Annotated in this window: 13 protein-coding genes; 3 read left to right on the top strand and 10 right to left on the bottom strand. The window is 72.2% G+C overall.

Features of this window, described 5'->3' with window-relative positions:
- Position 1: 1 nt before the first annotated feature.
- The 6 genes from ABJI51_RS42225 to ABJI51_RS42200 form a co-directional block, all read right to left on the bottom strand.
- The gene (locus ABJI51_RS42225; RefSeq protein ID WP_348956830.1) at positions 2-475 is read right to left on the bottom strand and encodes a YbaB/EbfC family nucleoid-associated protein; all 474 of its coding nucleotides are present in this window, start codon (positions 473-475) and stop codon (positions 2-4) included.
- The gene (locus ABJI51_RS42220) at positions 468-1,529 is read right to left on the bottom strand and encodes a hypothetical protein (protein WP_348956829.1); all 1,062 of its coding nucleotides are present in this window, start codon (positions 1,527-1,529) and stop codon (positions 468-470) included. The genes ABJI51_RS42225 and ABJI51_RS42220 overlap by 8 nt, the downstream gene beginning before the upstream one ends.
- Before the next feature lie 4 nt (positions 1,530-1,533).
- Entirely contained in the window at positions 1,534-1,905 is a 372-nt protein-coding gene (locus tag ABJI51_RS42215; protein WP_348956828.1) for a hypothetical protein, read from the bottom strand.
- Positions 1,906-2,008: 103 nt separating this feature from the next.
- Positions 2,009-2,257: a hypothetical protein gene (locus ABJI51_RS42210; protein ID WP_348956827.1), complete on the bottom strand. Its 249-nt coding sequence runs from the start codon at positions 2,255-2,257 to the stop codon at positions 2,009-2,011.
- Positions 2,258-2,260: 3 nt separating this feature from the next.
- A complete protein-coding gene (pcp, locus tag ABJI51_RS42205; protein WP_348956826.1) occupies positions 2,261-2,902 on the bottom strand; it encodes a pyroglutamyl-peptidase I in 642 nt (213 codons plus the stop codon).
- Between the two features lie 15 nt (positions 2,903-2,917).
- Positions 2,918-4,351, bottom strand: coding sequence for a M1 family metallopeptidase (locus tag ABJI51_RS42200; RefSeq protein WP_348956825.1), 1,434 nt, complete (start codon positions 4,349-4,351; stop codon positions 2,918-2,920).
- 149 nt (positions 4,352-4,500) lie between these two features.
- Between ABJI51_RS42200 and ABJI51_RS42195 the strand changes: the two genes are divergently transcribed.
- Positions 4,501-7,659 carry an AfsR/SARP family transcriptional regulator gene (locus ABJI51_RS42195; protein ID WP_348956824.1) on the top strand — a complete coding sequence of 1,053 codons (3,159 nt, stop codon included), beginning with the start codon at positions 4,501-4,503 and terminating at the stop codon, positions 7,657-7,659.
- A 96-nt stretch (positions 7,660-7,755) separates the two neighbouring features.
- Here ABJI51_RS42195 and ABJI51_RS42190 read toward each other — a convergent pair whose 3' ends face one another.
- Both ABJI51_RS42190 and ABJI51_RS42185 read right to left on the bottom strand, forming a co-directional pair.
- The gene (locus tag ABJI51_RS42190) at positions 7,756-8,562 is read right to left on the bottom strand and encodes an ABC transporter permease (protein WP_348956823.1); all 807 of its coding nucleotides are present in this window, start codon (positions 8,560-8,562) and stop codon (positions 7,756-7,758) included.
- Entirely contained in the window at positions 8,559-9,539 is a 981-nt protein-coding gene (locus tag ABJI51_RS42185; RefSeq protein ID WP_348956822.1) for an ATP-binding cassette domain-containing protein, read from the bottom strand. Before ABJI51_RS42185 ends, ABJI51_RS42190 begins: the two co-directional genes overlap by 4 nt.
- 162 nt (positions 9,540-9,701) lie before the next feature.
- Between ABJI51_RS42185 and ABJI51_RS42180 the strand changes: the two genes are divergently transcribed.
- Positions 9,702-10,718, top strand: coding sequence for an endonuclease/exonuclease/phosphatase family protein (locus ABJI51_RS42180; RefSeq protein ID WP_431605719.1), 1,017 nt, complete (start codon positions 9,702-9,704; stop codon positions 10,716-10,718).
- Positions 10,715-12,832, top strand: coding sequence for a hypothetical protein (locus ABJI51_RS42175; RefSeq protein WP_348956820.1), 2,118 nt, complete (start codon positions 10,715-10,717; stop codon positions 12,830-12,832). Before ABJI51_RS42180 ends, ABJI51_RS42175 begins: the two co-directional genes overlap by 4 nt.
- On the opposite strand, the gene ABJI51_RS42170 is transcribed toward ABJI51_RS42175, so the two are convergent.
- Together ABJI51_RS42170 and ABJI51_RS42165 are read right to left on the bottom strand one after the other, a co-directional pair.
- On the bottom strand, positions 12,825-13,628 hold the full coding sequence (locus tag ABJI51_RS42170; RefSeq protein WP_348956819.1) for an SIR2 family NAD-dependent protein deacylase: 804 nt from the start codon (positions 13,626-13,628) through the stop codon (positions 12,825-12,827). The genes ABJI51_RS42175 and ABJI51_RS42170 overlap by 8 nt on opposite strands.
- On the bottom strand, positions 13,621-13,932 hold the full coding sequence (locus ABJI51_RS42165) for an antibiotic biosynthesis monooxygenase family protein (RefSeq protein WP_348956818.1): 312 nt from the start codon (positions 13,930-13,932) through the stop codon (positions 13,621-13,623). Before ABJI51_RS42165 ends, ABJI51_RS42170 begins: the two co-directional genes overlap by 8 nt.
- Positions 13,933-13,944: the final 12 nt, after the last annotated feature.

Genomic DNA, 13,944 nt, shown 5'->3' with positions numbered 1-13,944 from the left:
CTCACCAGGCCTTGTCGAAGCGCATGCCGCCGGCGTACCAGTCGTCGTCCGCGACCGGCCCGGACGGCGGCGCCTCGGCCGGGGCCTCCGCGGACCGGTCCCGGAGCAGCTTGCCGTCCTGCTCCGCGCGCGGCGCCGCCGGGGCGGGGGCCGTGACCGGCGGCGGTTCCGGCTCGAACTGCACCCGCCAGCGCAGCCGGTCCATCAGGTAGCCGGTGGTGCCCAGCGGCGCCAGCAGCTGCCCGGTCTTCTTCGCCGACTCGCGTTGCGCCTCGACGTAGGTGCGCAGGACGGCGTCCGCGATCTCCTGCGGCGTCATCCGCGAGACGGCGTCGGAAAGCCGCAGCCGGGTCAGCACGCCGTCGGTGTTGACCGACAGCGAGACCGCGCCGTCGGCGGACGTCGCCGTCGCCGACAGCGCGGACAGTTCGGCCAGCAGCGCTTCACGGTCCGGTTTCGCCGGACGGTCAGCCACCCATCCTCCCGGGCTGCGTCGCGCCGCTGGAGACCTCGCCGTCGGGGGCGATGTCGACGTTCGCGTCGCGGACGTTCTTCTCCGTCTGCCGCGACGTGTGGTCGGTTTCGAAGTTCGACGGGTCGAAGCTGGAACCGGGGCTGACGTCCGGCGGGTCGGGGATCTTGGGCAGGTCGACGGCTTCGTCGCCGATGCGGTTCGCCAGCGTCTGGGCCGCTTCGGCCGCGCCGTCGCGGATCTTGCCCGCGCTGTCGACGAAGCTCTGGTACAGGTCGAACGCGTTGTCGCCGGCGATCTCCGCCTTGTTCGCCACCATCGCGCTGATCGCGCCGCCGGCGGCGTTCCCGGCCACCAGCGCGCCGTTGGCCATCGTGAAGACCGCGGCGCCCGCCGGGGCGGCGACCCCGGCGCTGGCCACGGTGAGCAGGCCGGCGACCGCGCCCGCGAACGTCGCCGCCAGCACCTTCGACATCGCCGCTTCGCGCTTGCGGGACTGGTCTTCCTTGTACTTCTTCGCGGTCTCCAGGAAGGTCGTGCCGAGGTTGCTCAGGTCCTGCCGGGCCGAGGCGATGGCCTCGCGCGCGGCGACGACGTCGCTTTCCAGCACGGTGATCTTGGTTTCGACCTCGGTGAAGGCGTCCGCCAGCTGGTTCAGGTAGGCCTTGACGGCGTTCGCCGCGGAGCCGCGCCACACCTCGAGGAACTGCCGGGCGTCGTCGAGCTTCGGCTTCGACTCGCGTTGCAGCTGCTTCCAGACGGCGTCGTGCTTCATGATCAGGTTCTGCAGGCCGGACGTCGAGTCGTGGTCGATGTCGGCGTCGGAGAACTCGCGGTAGATGCCGGCCACCTCGTCCTGCATCTTCCGGACGTTCTCGTTGGAGTCGTCGAAGCCGAAGAGCAGGAACTCGGTGGTCCGGAGCACGTCGATGGCGTCCAGCGCGTCGTTCGCGCCGTCCTTCAGGTCCTCGGAGATGCCTTCGAGCAGCTCGGCGCGGCGGTCCGCGCCCGTGGACATCGGTTCGGCGTCGAGGCCGGTGTCGAAGTAGCCGTCCACGTGTTCAGTTCCCTTCCAGGCCGGCGGCCGCGCGGTGGACGCGCTGCTTGGACTCCTCGTCGGCCTGCTCGTACAGCTCGGCGACGCGCATCAGGGCGTGGCTGGTGTCCGAAGTGGTCTGGTGCAGCTGCGCGACCAGCTTCTGGATCTTCGCGAGGTGGTCGTTGTAGGCCGCGGCGACGGCCGGCATGCCGAGCGTGCGGCCGAAGGCGTTGTCGGCGGGGAACATGCTGCCGAGGATCCCGCCACCGGCGACCGAGAGGGGGACATCGGTGCCACGCAAGCCGTTCGACGCGGTCTCGGCGGCATCGGCGGCGTCCTGGAGGGCTCCGGCCGAGTCCCGCAGGTCCTGCAGGTCGGTCTCGAATCCGATCATCGTTCACCTCTTCGTCGGGCTGCGCGTCCGGACATGAAAACACCGTTCGATCGCCCGACAGAGAGGTTTGCCGACGGTGTGCGTCAGATCACGGGAGCGCCGGTCAGCGGTGGGTCAGCCGGGCTCCGGCGGCGAAGGTGATCCAGGCTTGGACGAGCCCGTACACCAGGGTCGTCACCAGCACCGGCGCCGGGATCGATCCGGCGAGGCCGAGTGGCTCCACGAGGAGGACGGGCAGCAGGAACGCGACGGCCAGAATCCGGCCGCGGGGCGCGATTCCGGCGATGGCCAGTACCGGCCAGCAGAGCCGTGACGCCGACCGGCAGGACCGCTGCGGGCCTGGCCCGGACATCTCTCAATGTTCCGCGCCCCCGCTGACCTTGACGTCCTCCGCGACCCGCAATGCCGTGTCCGCCACGGCTTCCAGTGCGTCCGCGATCCGGTCCACGCCCAGCGAAGGTGCGGTCTTGCCGGACGCCGCCACCTGCTCCGGGCTGAACGGGACGTGCACGAAACCGCCGCGTACTCCCGGGAACTCCGTGGCCAGCAGGTGCATCAGCCCGTAGAACACCTGGTTGCACACGTACGTCCCCGCCGTGTGGGACACCGCCGCGGGCACGCCCGCCGCTCGGATTGCCGCCACGCAGGCCTTCACCGGCAGCGTTGTGAAGTACGCCGCCGGGCCGTCGGGGACCACCGGGATGTCCACCGGCTGGGCGCCCGCGTTGTCCGGGATGCGGGCGTCGACCAGGTTGATCGCCACCCGCTCCGGCGTCACCTCGGCGCGGCCGCCCGCCTGGCCCGTGCACACCACCAGATCCGGCCGGTGCTCCTCGATCGCCCGCCGCAGGGCGGGCAGCGACGTCTCGAACTCGCACGGCAGCTCGACCGCCGTGACGTCGTCCCGGCGCGCACTCACCAGTGACACCGCCTGCCACGACGGATTCACCCGCTCACCGCCGAACGGCGCGAATCCCGTCATCAGCACCCTGGCCACCTCGTCCTCCCGAAGTCATGCGGCGGATCCGAGGCTACCCGGGAAGAGGTACTGGCCGGCGGGCTTGCCCGTGCCGTACACCCACGCGTCGAAGAAGCCCTGCAGGCTGCGGTGGGCGGCAAGCTCGGTGTACCGCTGGAACTGCTGCATGCTCGCGTTCCCGTCGCGGTGCAGGGACGGCCACGTCTTCAGCACGAAGCCGAACGCCTGCTGCCCGATGTAGTGGCGCAGCGCGTGCAGCATCAGCGGGCCCTTGGAGTACACGTACGTGAACTCGTGGCCCGGACCCATGTCGTACAGCTTGCCGTTCCAGAACGCCGTCGAGGCCTTCTTGACCTTCTCGGTGTACTGCTTGTCCAGGTCGACGCCCTCCTTCGCCTCGTCCCACAGCCATTCGGCGTATGAGGCGAAGCACTCGTTGAGGCAGACGTCGCGCCAGTGCGAGACCGCCACCGAGTCGCCGTACCACTGGTGGGCGTTCTCGTGGACGATCGTCGGCACCGTGCCTGCCCAGCCTGCCGAGTAGATCGGACGGCTCATCGTCTCCAGCGAGAAACCGATCTGCTCGTTGAGGAAGATGCTGCCCGCCGCGTCGATCGGGTACGGGCCGAACTTCGACTCGAGGAAGTCGAGGATCTCCGGCAGGCGCGCCTCCGCCTGCTTCGCCGAGTCGGGGACGCCGGGGGCGAACGCGTTGACGATCGGCGTGCCGTCGGCGCGCTGCCGCCGGTCGAAGGTCCACTTGTCGATCGCGACCGTCGTCATGTACGGCACGACCGGCGTTTCCTCGGCCCACACGTGCGTGGTGCCGCCGCCGGGTGCCTTGACCGTGCCGCGCTCGCGGCCGTTGGCGATCACGCCCCACTCGTCGGGCACCGTGATCGCGAGGCGGAACGTCGCCTTGTCCAGCGGGGTGTCGTTGACCGGGTACCAGGTGGTCGCCGACTTCGGCTCGCCCGCGACGAACGCGCCGCCCGCCTTGGCGTACTGCCAGCCGTTCGCGCCCAGCGCCGGGTCCTGGATGGGGGCGGGCACGCCGTGGTAGGCGACCGTGACCCGGAAGTTCTGCCCGCGCCACAGTGCCCGCGAGGGCGTGATGACGAGTTCGTGGTCGCCGGTGCGGGTGAACGTCGCGGCGCGGCCGTCGACCTGCACCGAGTCGACGGTCAGGCCGTGCAGGTCGAGGTCGAACGCGCTGAGCGGCTGGGTTGCCCGCGCGGTGATGTCCTGCTTCCCGGTGAGCTGGTGCGACGCGGGGTCGTAGGTGACCTTGAGGTCGTAGGCGGCGACGTCGTAGCCGCCGTTGCCGTCCTGCGGGTAGTAGCTGTCCCCGGCGCCGTCGCTGCCGGGCCGCGGGCTCCAGCCGTCGCCCGCCGCGGCGGTACCGGCGGCGAGGCAGAGACTCGCGGCGACGGCGGCCGCGACCACGACCGGTTTCTGTCCCCTCATGAACCGCTCCTGTCCGTGTCGGATGGACCTCGCTCCGCAACGTATCGGCAGGGCTGCCTGGATCGGAGACGTCTGTCTCGTTTGTCCGGATAATCAGCACTTCCGTCGGCCCGGACCGGCGCCGGGCCGCGGTCTGGAAAGCTGGACGCATGCGCATTGCGCTGCTGGGCCCGCTGCGGGCCGCGCAGGACGACGGCACGCCGGTCGACATCGGCGGTGCCCGCCTTCGCATGCTCCTGGCCAGGCTCGCACTCGACGCCGGGCGCGCCGTCCCGGCCGACACGCTGATCGACGGGCTGTGGGGCACCGAACCGCCGTCGGACGCGGCCAACGCCCTGCAGTCGCTGGTGTCGCGGCTGCGGAAAGCGCTGCCGGTGGCCGTCGAATCCGGGCCGGGTGGCTACCGGCTGGCCGTCACGGCAGGCGACGTCGACGCCGAGCGGTTCGAACGGCTCGCCGCCGAGGGCCGCCGCGAACTGGCCGCGGGCCGGGACGCCTACGCCGCCGAACTGCTCTCCGAAGCCCTCGGGCTGTGGCAGGGCGCCGCGCTCGCCGACGTCCTCGACGCGCCGTTCGCGGCGGCGCCTGCCCGGCGGCTCACCGAGCTGCGGGCCGAGGCGGCCGAAGACCGGTTCGAGGCACTGATCCGGCTGGGCGAGCACGCCGAGGTACTGGCCGACCTGTCCGCCGCGGCCGAAGCCGACCCGCTGCGCGAGCGGCTGGCCGGGCTGCGGATCCGCGCGCTCTGCGCGGCCGGTCGGCAGTCGGAGGCGCTGGCCGTCTACGCCGAGACCCGGCGCGTCCTGGCCGACCAGCTCGGCGTCGACCCGTCGGCCGAGCTGCAGGAGATCCACGTCGCCGCGCTGCGCGGGGAGTTCGCGCCCGCGCCGCCGCCCGCCGACCGGCTGCCGACGCGGCTGACGACGTTCGTCGGCCGGGACGACGAGCTCAAGCTGCTGGCCGAGCTGCTCGGCGGGGCCCGGCTGGTCACCCTGACCGGTCCCGGCGGGGCGGGCAAGACCCGGCTGGCCACCGAGGCGGCGTCCCGGCACCCCGCACACCAGCGGGGCCGCGTCTGGTTCGCCGCGCTGGCAGGCGTCCGCGATGCCGGCGACGTCGCCGCCGCGCTGCTCGGCGCGCTCGAAGTCCGCGACATCCGCACCGAAACCGAGGTCCGCCGCCGCCCGGTGGACCCGGTGGCCCAGGCCGTCGAGGTGCTCGGCGGCGCGGAAGCGCTGCTGGTGCTGGACAACTGCGAGCACGTCGTCGACGCGGCCGCGGCGCTGGCCGACGAGCTGCTGCAGCGCGCGCCGCGGCTGCGGATCCTGGCCACCAGCCGCGAGCCCCTCGCGATCACCGGCGAGGCGCTGTGCCCGCTCGGCCCGCTGCCGGTGCCCGCGGAACGTGCCGCGCCCGCGGAAGCCGCCGAGCTGGACTCGACGCGGCTGTTCCTCGACCGGGCCGCCGCGGTCCGGCCCGACTTCGTGCTCGACGAGTCCACTGTGGACCACGTCGGCGAGATCTGCCGACGGCTGGACGGGATGCCGCTGGCGCTGGAGCTGGCCGCGGCGCGGCTGCGGTCGATGACCGTCGCCCAGATCGCCGGCCGGCTCGGCGACCGGTTCCGGCTGCTCACCTCCGGCAGCCGCACGGCTCTGCCGCGGCAGCGGACGCTGCGCGCGGTGGTGGAGTGGAGCTGGGACCTGCTGTCCGAGGCCGAGCTGGTGCTGGCCCGGCGGCTTTCGGTGTTCGCGGGCGGTGCCCTCCTCGGGGCGATCGAGACCGTGTGCGCGGACGAGCTGCTGCCCGCGTCCGACGTGCCGTACGTCCTCGGCAGCCTGGTCGAGAAGTCCATTGTGGACGTCGTGGACGGCGGTGCCGAGCCGCGCTACCGGATGCTGGAAACGCTGCGGGCCTACGCCACCGAGCGGCTGGCCGAATCCGGTGAGCACGACCGGCTGCGCCGCGCGATGGCCGCGTACTACGCCGATCTGGCGCAGCGGCTGGAACCGGCGCTGCGCACCGCCGCGCAGCTGCGGGCGATCGACCAGTACGAAACCGAGAGCGCGAACATGGTCGCGGCCCTGCGCGGCGCGATCGAGATGTCCGATGTGGACAATGCGGTCGGGCTGCTGGACGGGATGCTCTGGTTCCTCACCATTCTCGGCCAGGGCGCCCGGATCGGCGGGCTGATCCACGAGACACTCGAGTTCGGCGACCGGCTGCCGCCCGCGGTGTCGGCCGCCTACCGCGCGCTCGTCCACCTCATGGACGACGTTCCGGTGCGGGCGAAGCGGGCGGAAATCCTCGCGCTGGTCGACGAGTGCGTGCGCACCAGGGCCGTGGAGCGGTACGCCGGGCTCGCGGTGGCGCTGCCGATGCTGGCGTTCCTCGGTGGCGACCGCGAAACCGCCGTCCGCGAGGTGCGGCGGGCCCAGAGCAGCGACGACACCTGGATCCGTGCCGGCGGCCACTGGGTGGAGAGCTTCCTGCTCGACGACGTCGGCGACGTCGCGGGCGCGGACCGGGCCCGCGACCTGGCCCACGTCGGCTTCGAGGCGGTCGGCGACCGCTGGGGCATCGCGATGACGCTGAGCTTCAAGGCGCACGCGCTGTCCCAGAACGGCGACCACGCCAAGGCCATCGAGGGCTACCAGGAGGGACTCGCGCTCTCGATGGAGCTGCGGTCGCACGAGGACGCCGTGCAGCACTGGTGGCGGCTGGCCGTCGAGCGGGCGCGGGCCGGCGACTTCGAGGGTGCCTGGCGCGACCAGGAAGCGGCGGAGCGCTACGGCGAGAACATCACGAACCTGCAGCACCGGGCCATCCTGATGTTCGGACGGCTGGAACTGCTGCTGCGCACCGGGCAACCGGCCGAGGCGCGGGCGCTGCTCGACCGTGTCATCGCGATGGGCGGCGACGACTGGTTCCCCGGCGGCATCGGCGACGAGTTCATCCACGGCTTCGAGGCCCGCGTCCTGCTGGCCCAGGACCGCCTCGACGAGGTCGAGCCACACCTGGCGGCCGCGCTCGAGGCGACGAGCCGCCGCGGTGACATGCCGGACATGGCGGGAGTCGTGGAACTGCTGGCAATCCTGCGTGGACGGCAGGGCCGGTACGAGACGGCGGCCAGGGTGCTGGCGCTGTCGGCCGTCGTCCGCGGGCGGCTCGACCGCGGCAGTCCCGAGCTGCGCGTGCTGATCGACGAGCTGCGCGCGGCATTGCCCGAGTACGACGCGGTCTACGACGAGGCGCGCGCAATGTCCAAACAGGACGCAATCGCCTGGCTCACGGCCGAGCTGGGCTGAAGGGCACTTTGCTTGCGTCTGGCGTAACGAAGGGCACCTTCCTTGCGTCACACGCAAGGAAGGTGCCCTTCAGCACACGCCCCGGAAACCCGCGCCTCAGACCCGCCGCCGGTAGGCCCACATGGCCAGCGGGAAGAACACCGCCACCACGCCTGCCATCCAGGCCAGCGCCCCGGCCAGCGGGCCGGCGACCGGGCCGCCGTTCATCAGGCCGCGCAGTGCGTTCGCCATCAGGCTGACCGGGCTGATGTCCGCCCATGCCCGCAGCCAGCCCGGCATGGTGGACGTCTGCACGAACACGTTGCTGCCGAACGTCAGCGGCATGATGAAGACGAACATCAGCGCCTGTGCCGAGCCCGGCGTCTTCATCAGCATGCCGACGAACACCGAGCCCCAGCAGAAGCTCAGCCCGAACGCCAGCGCGAGCAGGATCGCCACGGCGAACTCGCCGGGGCCGGTCGCGATCCGGTAGCCCATCAGCGACGCCACGACCATCAGGACCGTCAGGCACACCACGTACCGGACGACGTCGGCGAGCACGGCGCCGACCAGCGGGGCCGACCGGGCGATCGGCATGCTGCGGAAGCGGTCGAACACGCCCTTGGTGACGTCGGTGTTGAGCTGCACGCCGACGGTCAGGCAGGCCTGCAGGATGTTCATCACGATGATGCCGGGCACGACCAGCTGCAGGTAGGCGTCGGTCGAGCCGGACAGCGCGCCGCCGAACAGGTACACGAAGATCACCAGGAAGGTGATCGGCATCAGCGTGACGTCGGCGAGCTGCTCGGGGTTCTTGCGGATCTTCAGGATGCCGCGCCAGGCCAGCGAAAGCGCGTGGCCGAAGCCCTTGGCGGGGCTGATGTGCCGCGGCGGGGCCGGGCGGTCGAGCGCCAGCGTCGTCATGCCAGGCTCCCTTCGAGGTCGCGAGTGTCTTCAGTGGACGGTGCGGCGGTGTGCCCGGTCAGCGCGAGGAACACCTCGTCGAGGCTGGGCAGCCGCAGGGCAAGCTCGTCCGCGGTGATCCCGGCTTCGTCGAGCTTGCGGACCAAAGTGGACAGCAGCACCGGGTCGTCGACCGGCGCGGTGAGCAGGCCGGTGCCGTCGTCGCGGGCGGGCCGGACGCCGGCGAGGCCGCCGAGGATCCGGTCGACGGCGTCCATGTCGGACAGCCGCGTCGGGCGCACCTGCAGCGTCTGCCCGCCGACGCGGCGCTTCAGCTCGTCGGCGCGGCCGTCGGCGACGACCCGGCCGTGGTCGAACACGGTGATCTTGTCGGCCAGCTGGTCGGCCTCCTCCAGGTACTGCGTGGTCAGCAGCACCGTCGCGCCCTCGGCGACGAGGCCGCGGACGACGTCCCAGACCTCGTTGCGGGCGTGCGGGTCGAGCCCGGTGGTCGGCTCGTCGAGGTAGAGCACCTCGGGCCCGCCGACGAGGCTCGCCGCCAGGTCGAGCCGCCGCCGCATGCCGCCGGAGTACGTCCGGATCGGCCGCTTGGCCGCGCCGGTCAGCTCGAACCGCTCGATCAGCTCGGTGGCCCGTGCCTTGGCGCGGGCACGCGGGAAGCCGTAGAGCCGTCCGATGAGGACGAGGTTCTCGATCCCGTTGAGGTCCTCGTCGACCGACGCGTACTGGCCGGTGAGCCCGATCAGGCTGCGGACGCGCACCGGGTCGGCGACCACGTCGTAACCCCCGACGGTGGCGCGGCCGGCGTCCGGTTTCATCAGGGTCGCCAGGATCCGGACGGCGGTCGTCTTGCCGGCGCCGTTCGGGCCGAGCACCCCGACCACCTGGCCGAACGGGACTTCGAGGTCCACCCCGTCCAGCGCCTTGGTCTCCCCGAACTGCTTGACCAGGCCCTCGGCCTGGATCGCGTGCGACATGGGCGTTCCTCCTCAACTGCTTTTGGGGGTCCACGGGGCTTGCCCCCGGCCCGGGGTCTGGGGCTGGGCCCCAGAAAACACTGCTCGTCGCTCTCAGGTCACTGTGGACGCTGCCGCTGTTAGGCCACGCACAGCGCGCTGTCAGCCGCTGATGGAGATCTTGTGGAGGAGTTGCCGGGGTGCGGGCCGGGCGGCGCTGTCCTCGGCATACTCGGCGGCATGGTGGTTGCGGAAGAGACGCGGTCGCGGCGGAAGAACCCGCTGGTCACGGCCCTGCTGGTGGTTCCGGTGGTGCCGCTGGCCGTGCTGGCGGCGCTGCGCCTGATCGGCTTCGACGGCGACTGGTACACCCTGGCGGCACTGTCGCTGACGCCGTACGCGGCGGCCGCGGGCGTGCTGCTCGGCGGCCTGGCACTGGCGCTGCGGCGGTGGTGGATCGGCGGGGTCGCGCTGGTGCTGGCGGTCGCGCTGGCCGTCCTGGTCGTCCCGCGGCTGTCGGCGGCCGAACAGCGGGAAGTGCACGGCAAGACGCTGCGGGTCCTGGCGTCGAACCTGCTCTACGGCCAGGCCGACCCGAAGGCCGTCGTCGACCTGGTGCGCGAGCAGCGGATCGACGTGCTCAACCTGGTCGAGCTGACCCCGCGTGTGGTCGACGGCCTGACCGCGGCCGGGCTGTTCGAGGCGCTGCCGTACCGGGTGCTGCACCCGGCCCCCGGCGCGTTCGGCTCCGGGATCGTGTCCCGCTTCCCGCTGAAGGAGGTCAACCTGACCGGCGACTCGGCGGCCAAGCAGCCGGGCGCGGAGGCCGACCTCGGCGACGGGGTGGTGGTGGAGATCGTGGCGGTCCACCCGATCTCCCCGGACGTCGACACCCCGCAGTGGGAGCGCGAGATCAAGGACCTGTCCCGCGCCGCGGGCGAGCACGGCCTGCGCATCCTCGCGGGCGACTTCAACGCGACGCTGGACCACGTGGCGTTCCGCACGGTCCTGTCCCGCGGCTACCGCGACGCGGCCGAGGAACACGGCTCGGCGCTCACGCCGACGTGGCCGTCGTCGCTGCCGCTGGTGACGATCGACCACGTCGTCGTCGACAACCGGGCGGCGGTGCTGGACTACCGCGTGTTCGACGTGCCGGGCAGCGACCACCGGGCCGTGTTCGCCGAAGTGCGGCTCCCGTGAACGAGTTCGCTGCCCGGCTGGCGAGTGACGACGTCGACGTCGTCCGCGAAGCACTGGACGACTTCCAGGCCGCGCAGGCCGACACCAGATGGGGCGTGGAAAACCGGTACCAGGCGCTGGCGGACGAAGTGCGCCGTGCGGCCCGGAACCTGCTCGGGCGCCCTCCATCCGGCCGCAGCCACGCCAGTGCGCTCACCGCGCTGTGGCACCTCGCCGAGGCGGAGGACGCGGACCTGATCGCCGCCTTCCTCGAAGACGTCCCGGACTCCGAGGCACGGGACATGGCGTATCTCGCGGCCGGCACCGCACTGGCGCGGGGCGAGCCGCCGAACCCGCGGCTGCTGGCCCTGCTCACCGCCGTGGCGCTGGACGAGAGCCGTGACGTGCAGGACCGCAGGAACGCCGTGGGCGCCCTGGACGACCTGGATCTCCCGGAAGTCGAGGACGTCCTCGTCCGGCTCAGCGAGTCTCCCGAACGGGCACTCCAGCTGTGTGCGGCGGGTTGTCTCACGACACCCCGGCGGCTCCGCGTCCACCGCGAGCACCTCAGCAGGCTGGTGGCGTCGTGGCCGGAGGACGCGGGCTGGGAGGCCCGCGAAATCCGGCGCACGCTCACGGGTTTCCACAGCACGTACTGGACGGACACCGAGCCGGCCGATCCGGCGCTGCGGAAGGCACACGACGAACTGCGGTTCCCGGACGGCGACGAGGAATGCCTGCGGGCGTTCACGACGCTGCTCCGCAGCGACGACCCGGTTGCCGTCGGCATCGCGCTCGACCACTACGAGTCCTTGGAGGGCCTGCGGCACGTCCTGGCGGACGCGGACCGGGCCGAGGCCTTCCTGCCCGAGGTGCTGGCCCGCGCCCGCGAGGTGCTCCGGCGTCCGATGTCGCCCGCCGAAGTCAGCGCACTGAACCTGATCGGGGCACGTCACGCCGAGCCGGGGGACGCCGGTCTCCTGCTGGACGTTCTCGCGCGCACGGACTCCGACGCCGTGCGCGGCAAGGCCGTCTGGGTCGCCTACGGCGTGCTCGACGAAACCGAGGTGAGGGACGATCGGCTCGTCGCCGCTCTGGGCGAGCTGATCCTCGACCCGTCGGTCGGCTTCTACGATGTGCAGGAGACGGCGATCCGGATCCTGGCCGACAGCCTGGGTGCGGACGCCGACGAGATCCTGCTCCGCGCGGTCCGCGAAGGCGAGCCGAAGGTCCAGGCGCAAGCGGTGTACTACCTGGTCAGGACCGGCGGCCTCGCTCGGCACCGCGCCGTCCTGGAGGAGGTCGCCGACGGCTGGGGCGACCGGCCTCCGCACCGGCCGTCGGGCGAGAACCCCGCCGAGCTGGTCTTCGGCAAGCCGCACAGCGTGCACTGGATCGGGCACCGGCTGGCGGACCCGGACCTCCATCGCGCCCACAACCGGCTTCGGGCTCCCGGCGTGGACGAGTCGTACCACGAGGCACTCCGCCTGCTGCTCGAAAGTGCCGACGAGGCGGCCGTGGGCATCGCGCTCGACCACTGGTGGAGTCCCGATGGCGCCGTGAAGCGAGGTGGCGAGGAAGCCCGCGTCCCGGAACGGGCACTCGTCCTGGACCGCGTCCGGGAGGCGCTGCGGCAGCCTCCGGCACCGGCCCGGCTCAGCCCGGACTACGGGGCCGAGGCCAAGCACCTCACCGCGCTGTCGGTGCTGGACGTCGTGGCGGCGGAGGAGCCGTCCCTGCTGGCCGAGGTCGTGGTGACCGCCGCGGCCGACCGGGTGCGCGAACGAGCGCTCGACCTGGTCCAGGCGGTCTTCGACGACGCGCAGGAGGCCGACCTCCGGCTCGTCGAAGCGCTGGGTGCGCTCGCCTGCGACGCGAGCGTGTCGATGAGCGCCCGGCTCCGGGCGCTGGAGCTGCTGGACACCTCGCCCGGCACCAACGCCGTGGAAGCGCTCGTCCGGGCGACCCGCTGCCCCGAGGTCGAGATTCAGGCCGCCGCGGCGTGGGGCCTGATGTGGGAGGAGATCATCGACGACCACCGGGCCCTGATCGAGGAGCTGAGCGCGGGCTGGCCCGCGGCGGAGGATGCCCCGCGGGAGGTCACGCGGGTGCGGGAGATGCTCGAGGTCATGTGAGTGCCCTGAGGGTCTCCAGTGCCCCGGCCGCGATCGACACCCCGCGGCCGTGGCGGATCTCCGGTTCGCGGGGGTTGATGCGGATCAGCGCGCCCGTTGCCGCGCTGGCCAGTTCCGCGTAGCGGCGGACCGTCGGGACCGCCTGGCCCGCTCCCACCTCCACCACGACCAGGTCGCGGGCCGTCCGGCGCCAGGCTGTCAGCTCGTCCAGCTGGGCCTGGCTGCGGTCCGGGACCCACGAGAAGTCGCCGAACATCAGGATGTTGGGCCGGGCCAGGCCGCCGCAGCGGGGGCACGACGGCAGGGGCGGCACCGCGCGCATCGTCTCCGGGTCGATCGGGACGTCGATTCCCGCGGCGGGCCAGATTTCGGAAGTGCACCCGGCGAAGCACTGCAGGTGGTGGATCGAGCCGTGCGCCTCCGCGACGGACTCGAAGCCCGCCTTCTGGAACTGGCCGTCCACATTGGACGTGAACACGCGAACGCCGTCCGGCAGGCGCGAGCCGAGGGACAGCAGCAGCCCGAATCCTTCGTGCGGCACGGTTTCGCGGTAGAGCGCCAGCCGATGGCCGTAGAAACCCCAGGCCAGCTCGGGGTCTTCGGCGAAGTGGCGTGGGTCGGCCAGCTCCTCGAACCGCAGCCCGAGCCGGGCATACGGCGGATACGCGCGCCAGAACCCTTCGCCACCACGGAAATCGGGCAGGCCCGAGTCGACGCCCATGCCGGCGCCGGCGCAGATCAGCAGTGCGCCGGCGCCGTCGAGCAGCTTCGCGGCCCGGGTGAGCGCGTCACTCACCCGGCTGGGAACCGAGCACGACCTCGAACTCCAGGAGGTTCGCCCCGGTGGCCACGGGCTTGGCCCGCTCGCCGGAGTGCGCCGCCGCGGCCGGGCCGCCCTTCGCCCACGCCTGGTAGTGCTCCTCGGACTCCCACTTCGTGTACACGAAGTAGCGGGTCTCGCCGGAGACCGGGCGCAGCAGCTCGAAGCCGAGGAAGCCGGGCTGCTCGTCGACCGCGTGCATGCGGGCGGCGAACCGCTTCTCCAGCTCGGGCCCGGCGCCTTCGGGGACCTCGATCGCGTTGATCTTCACGACACTCATGGCTCCAGCGTA

Origin of the sequence: Amycolatopsis melonis, assembly GCF_040064235.1 — a bacterium.
Classification (GTDB): domain Bacteria; phylum Actinomycetota; class Actinomycetes; order Mycobacteriales; family Pseudonocardiaceae; genus Amycolatopsis; species Amycolatopsis melonis.
The sequence above is the reverse complement of the archived record's forward strand: the minus strand, read 5'-3'. Positions and strand labels throughout refer to the sequence as shown.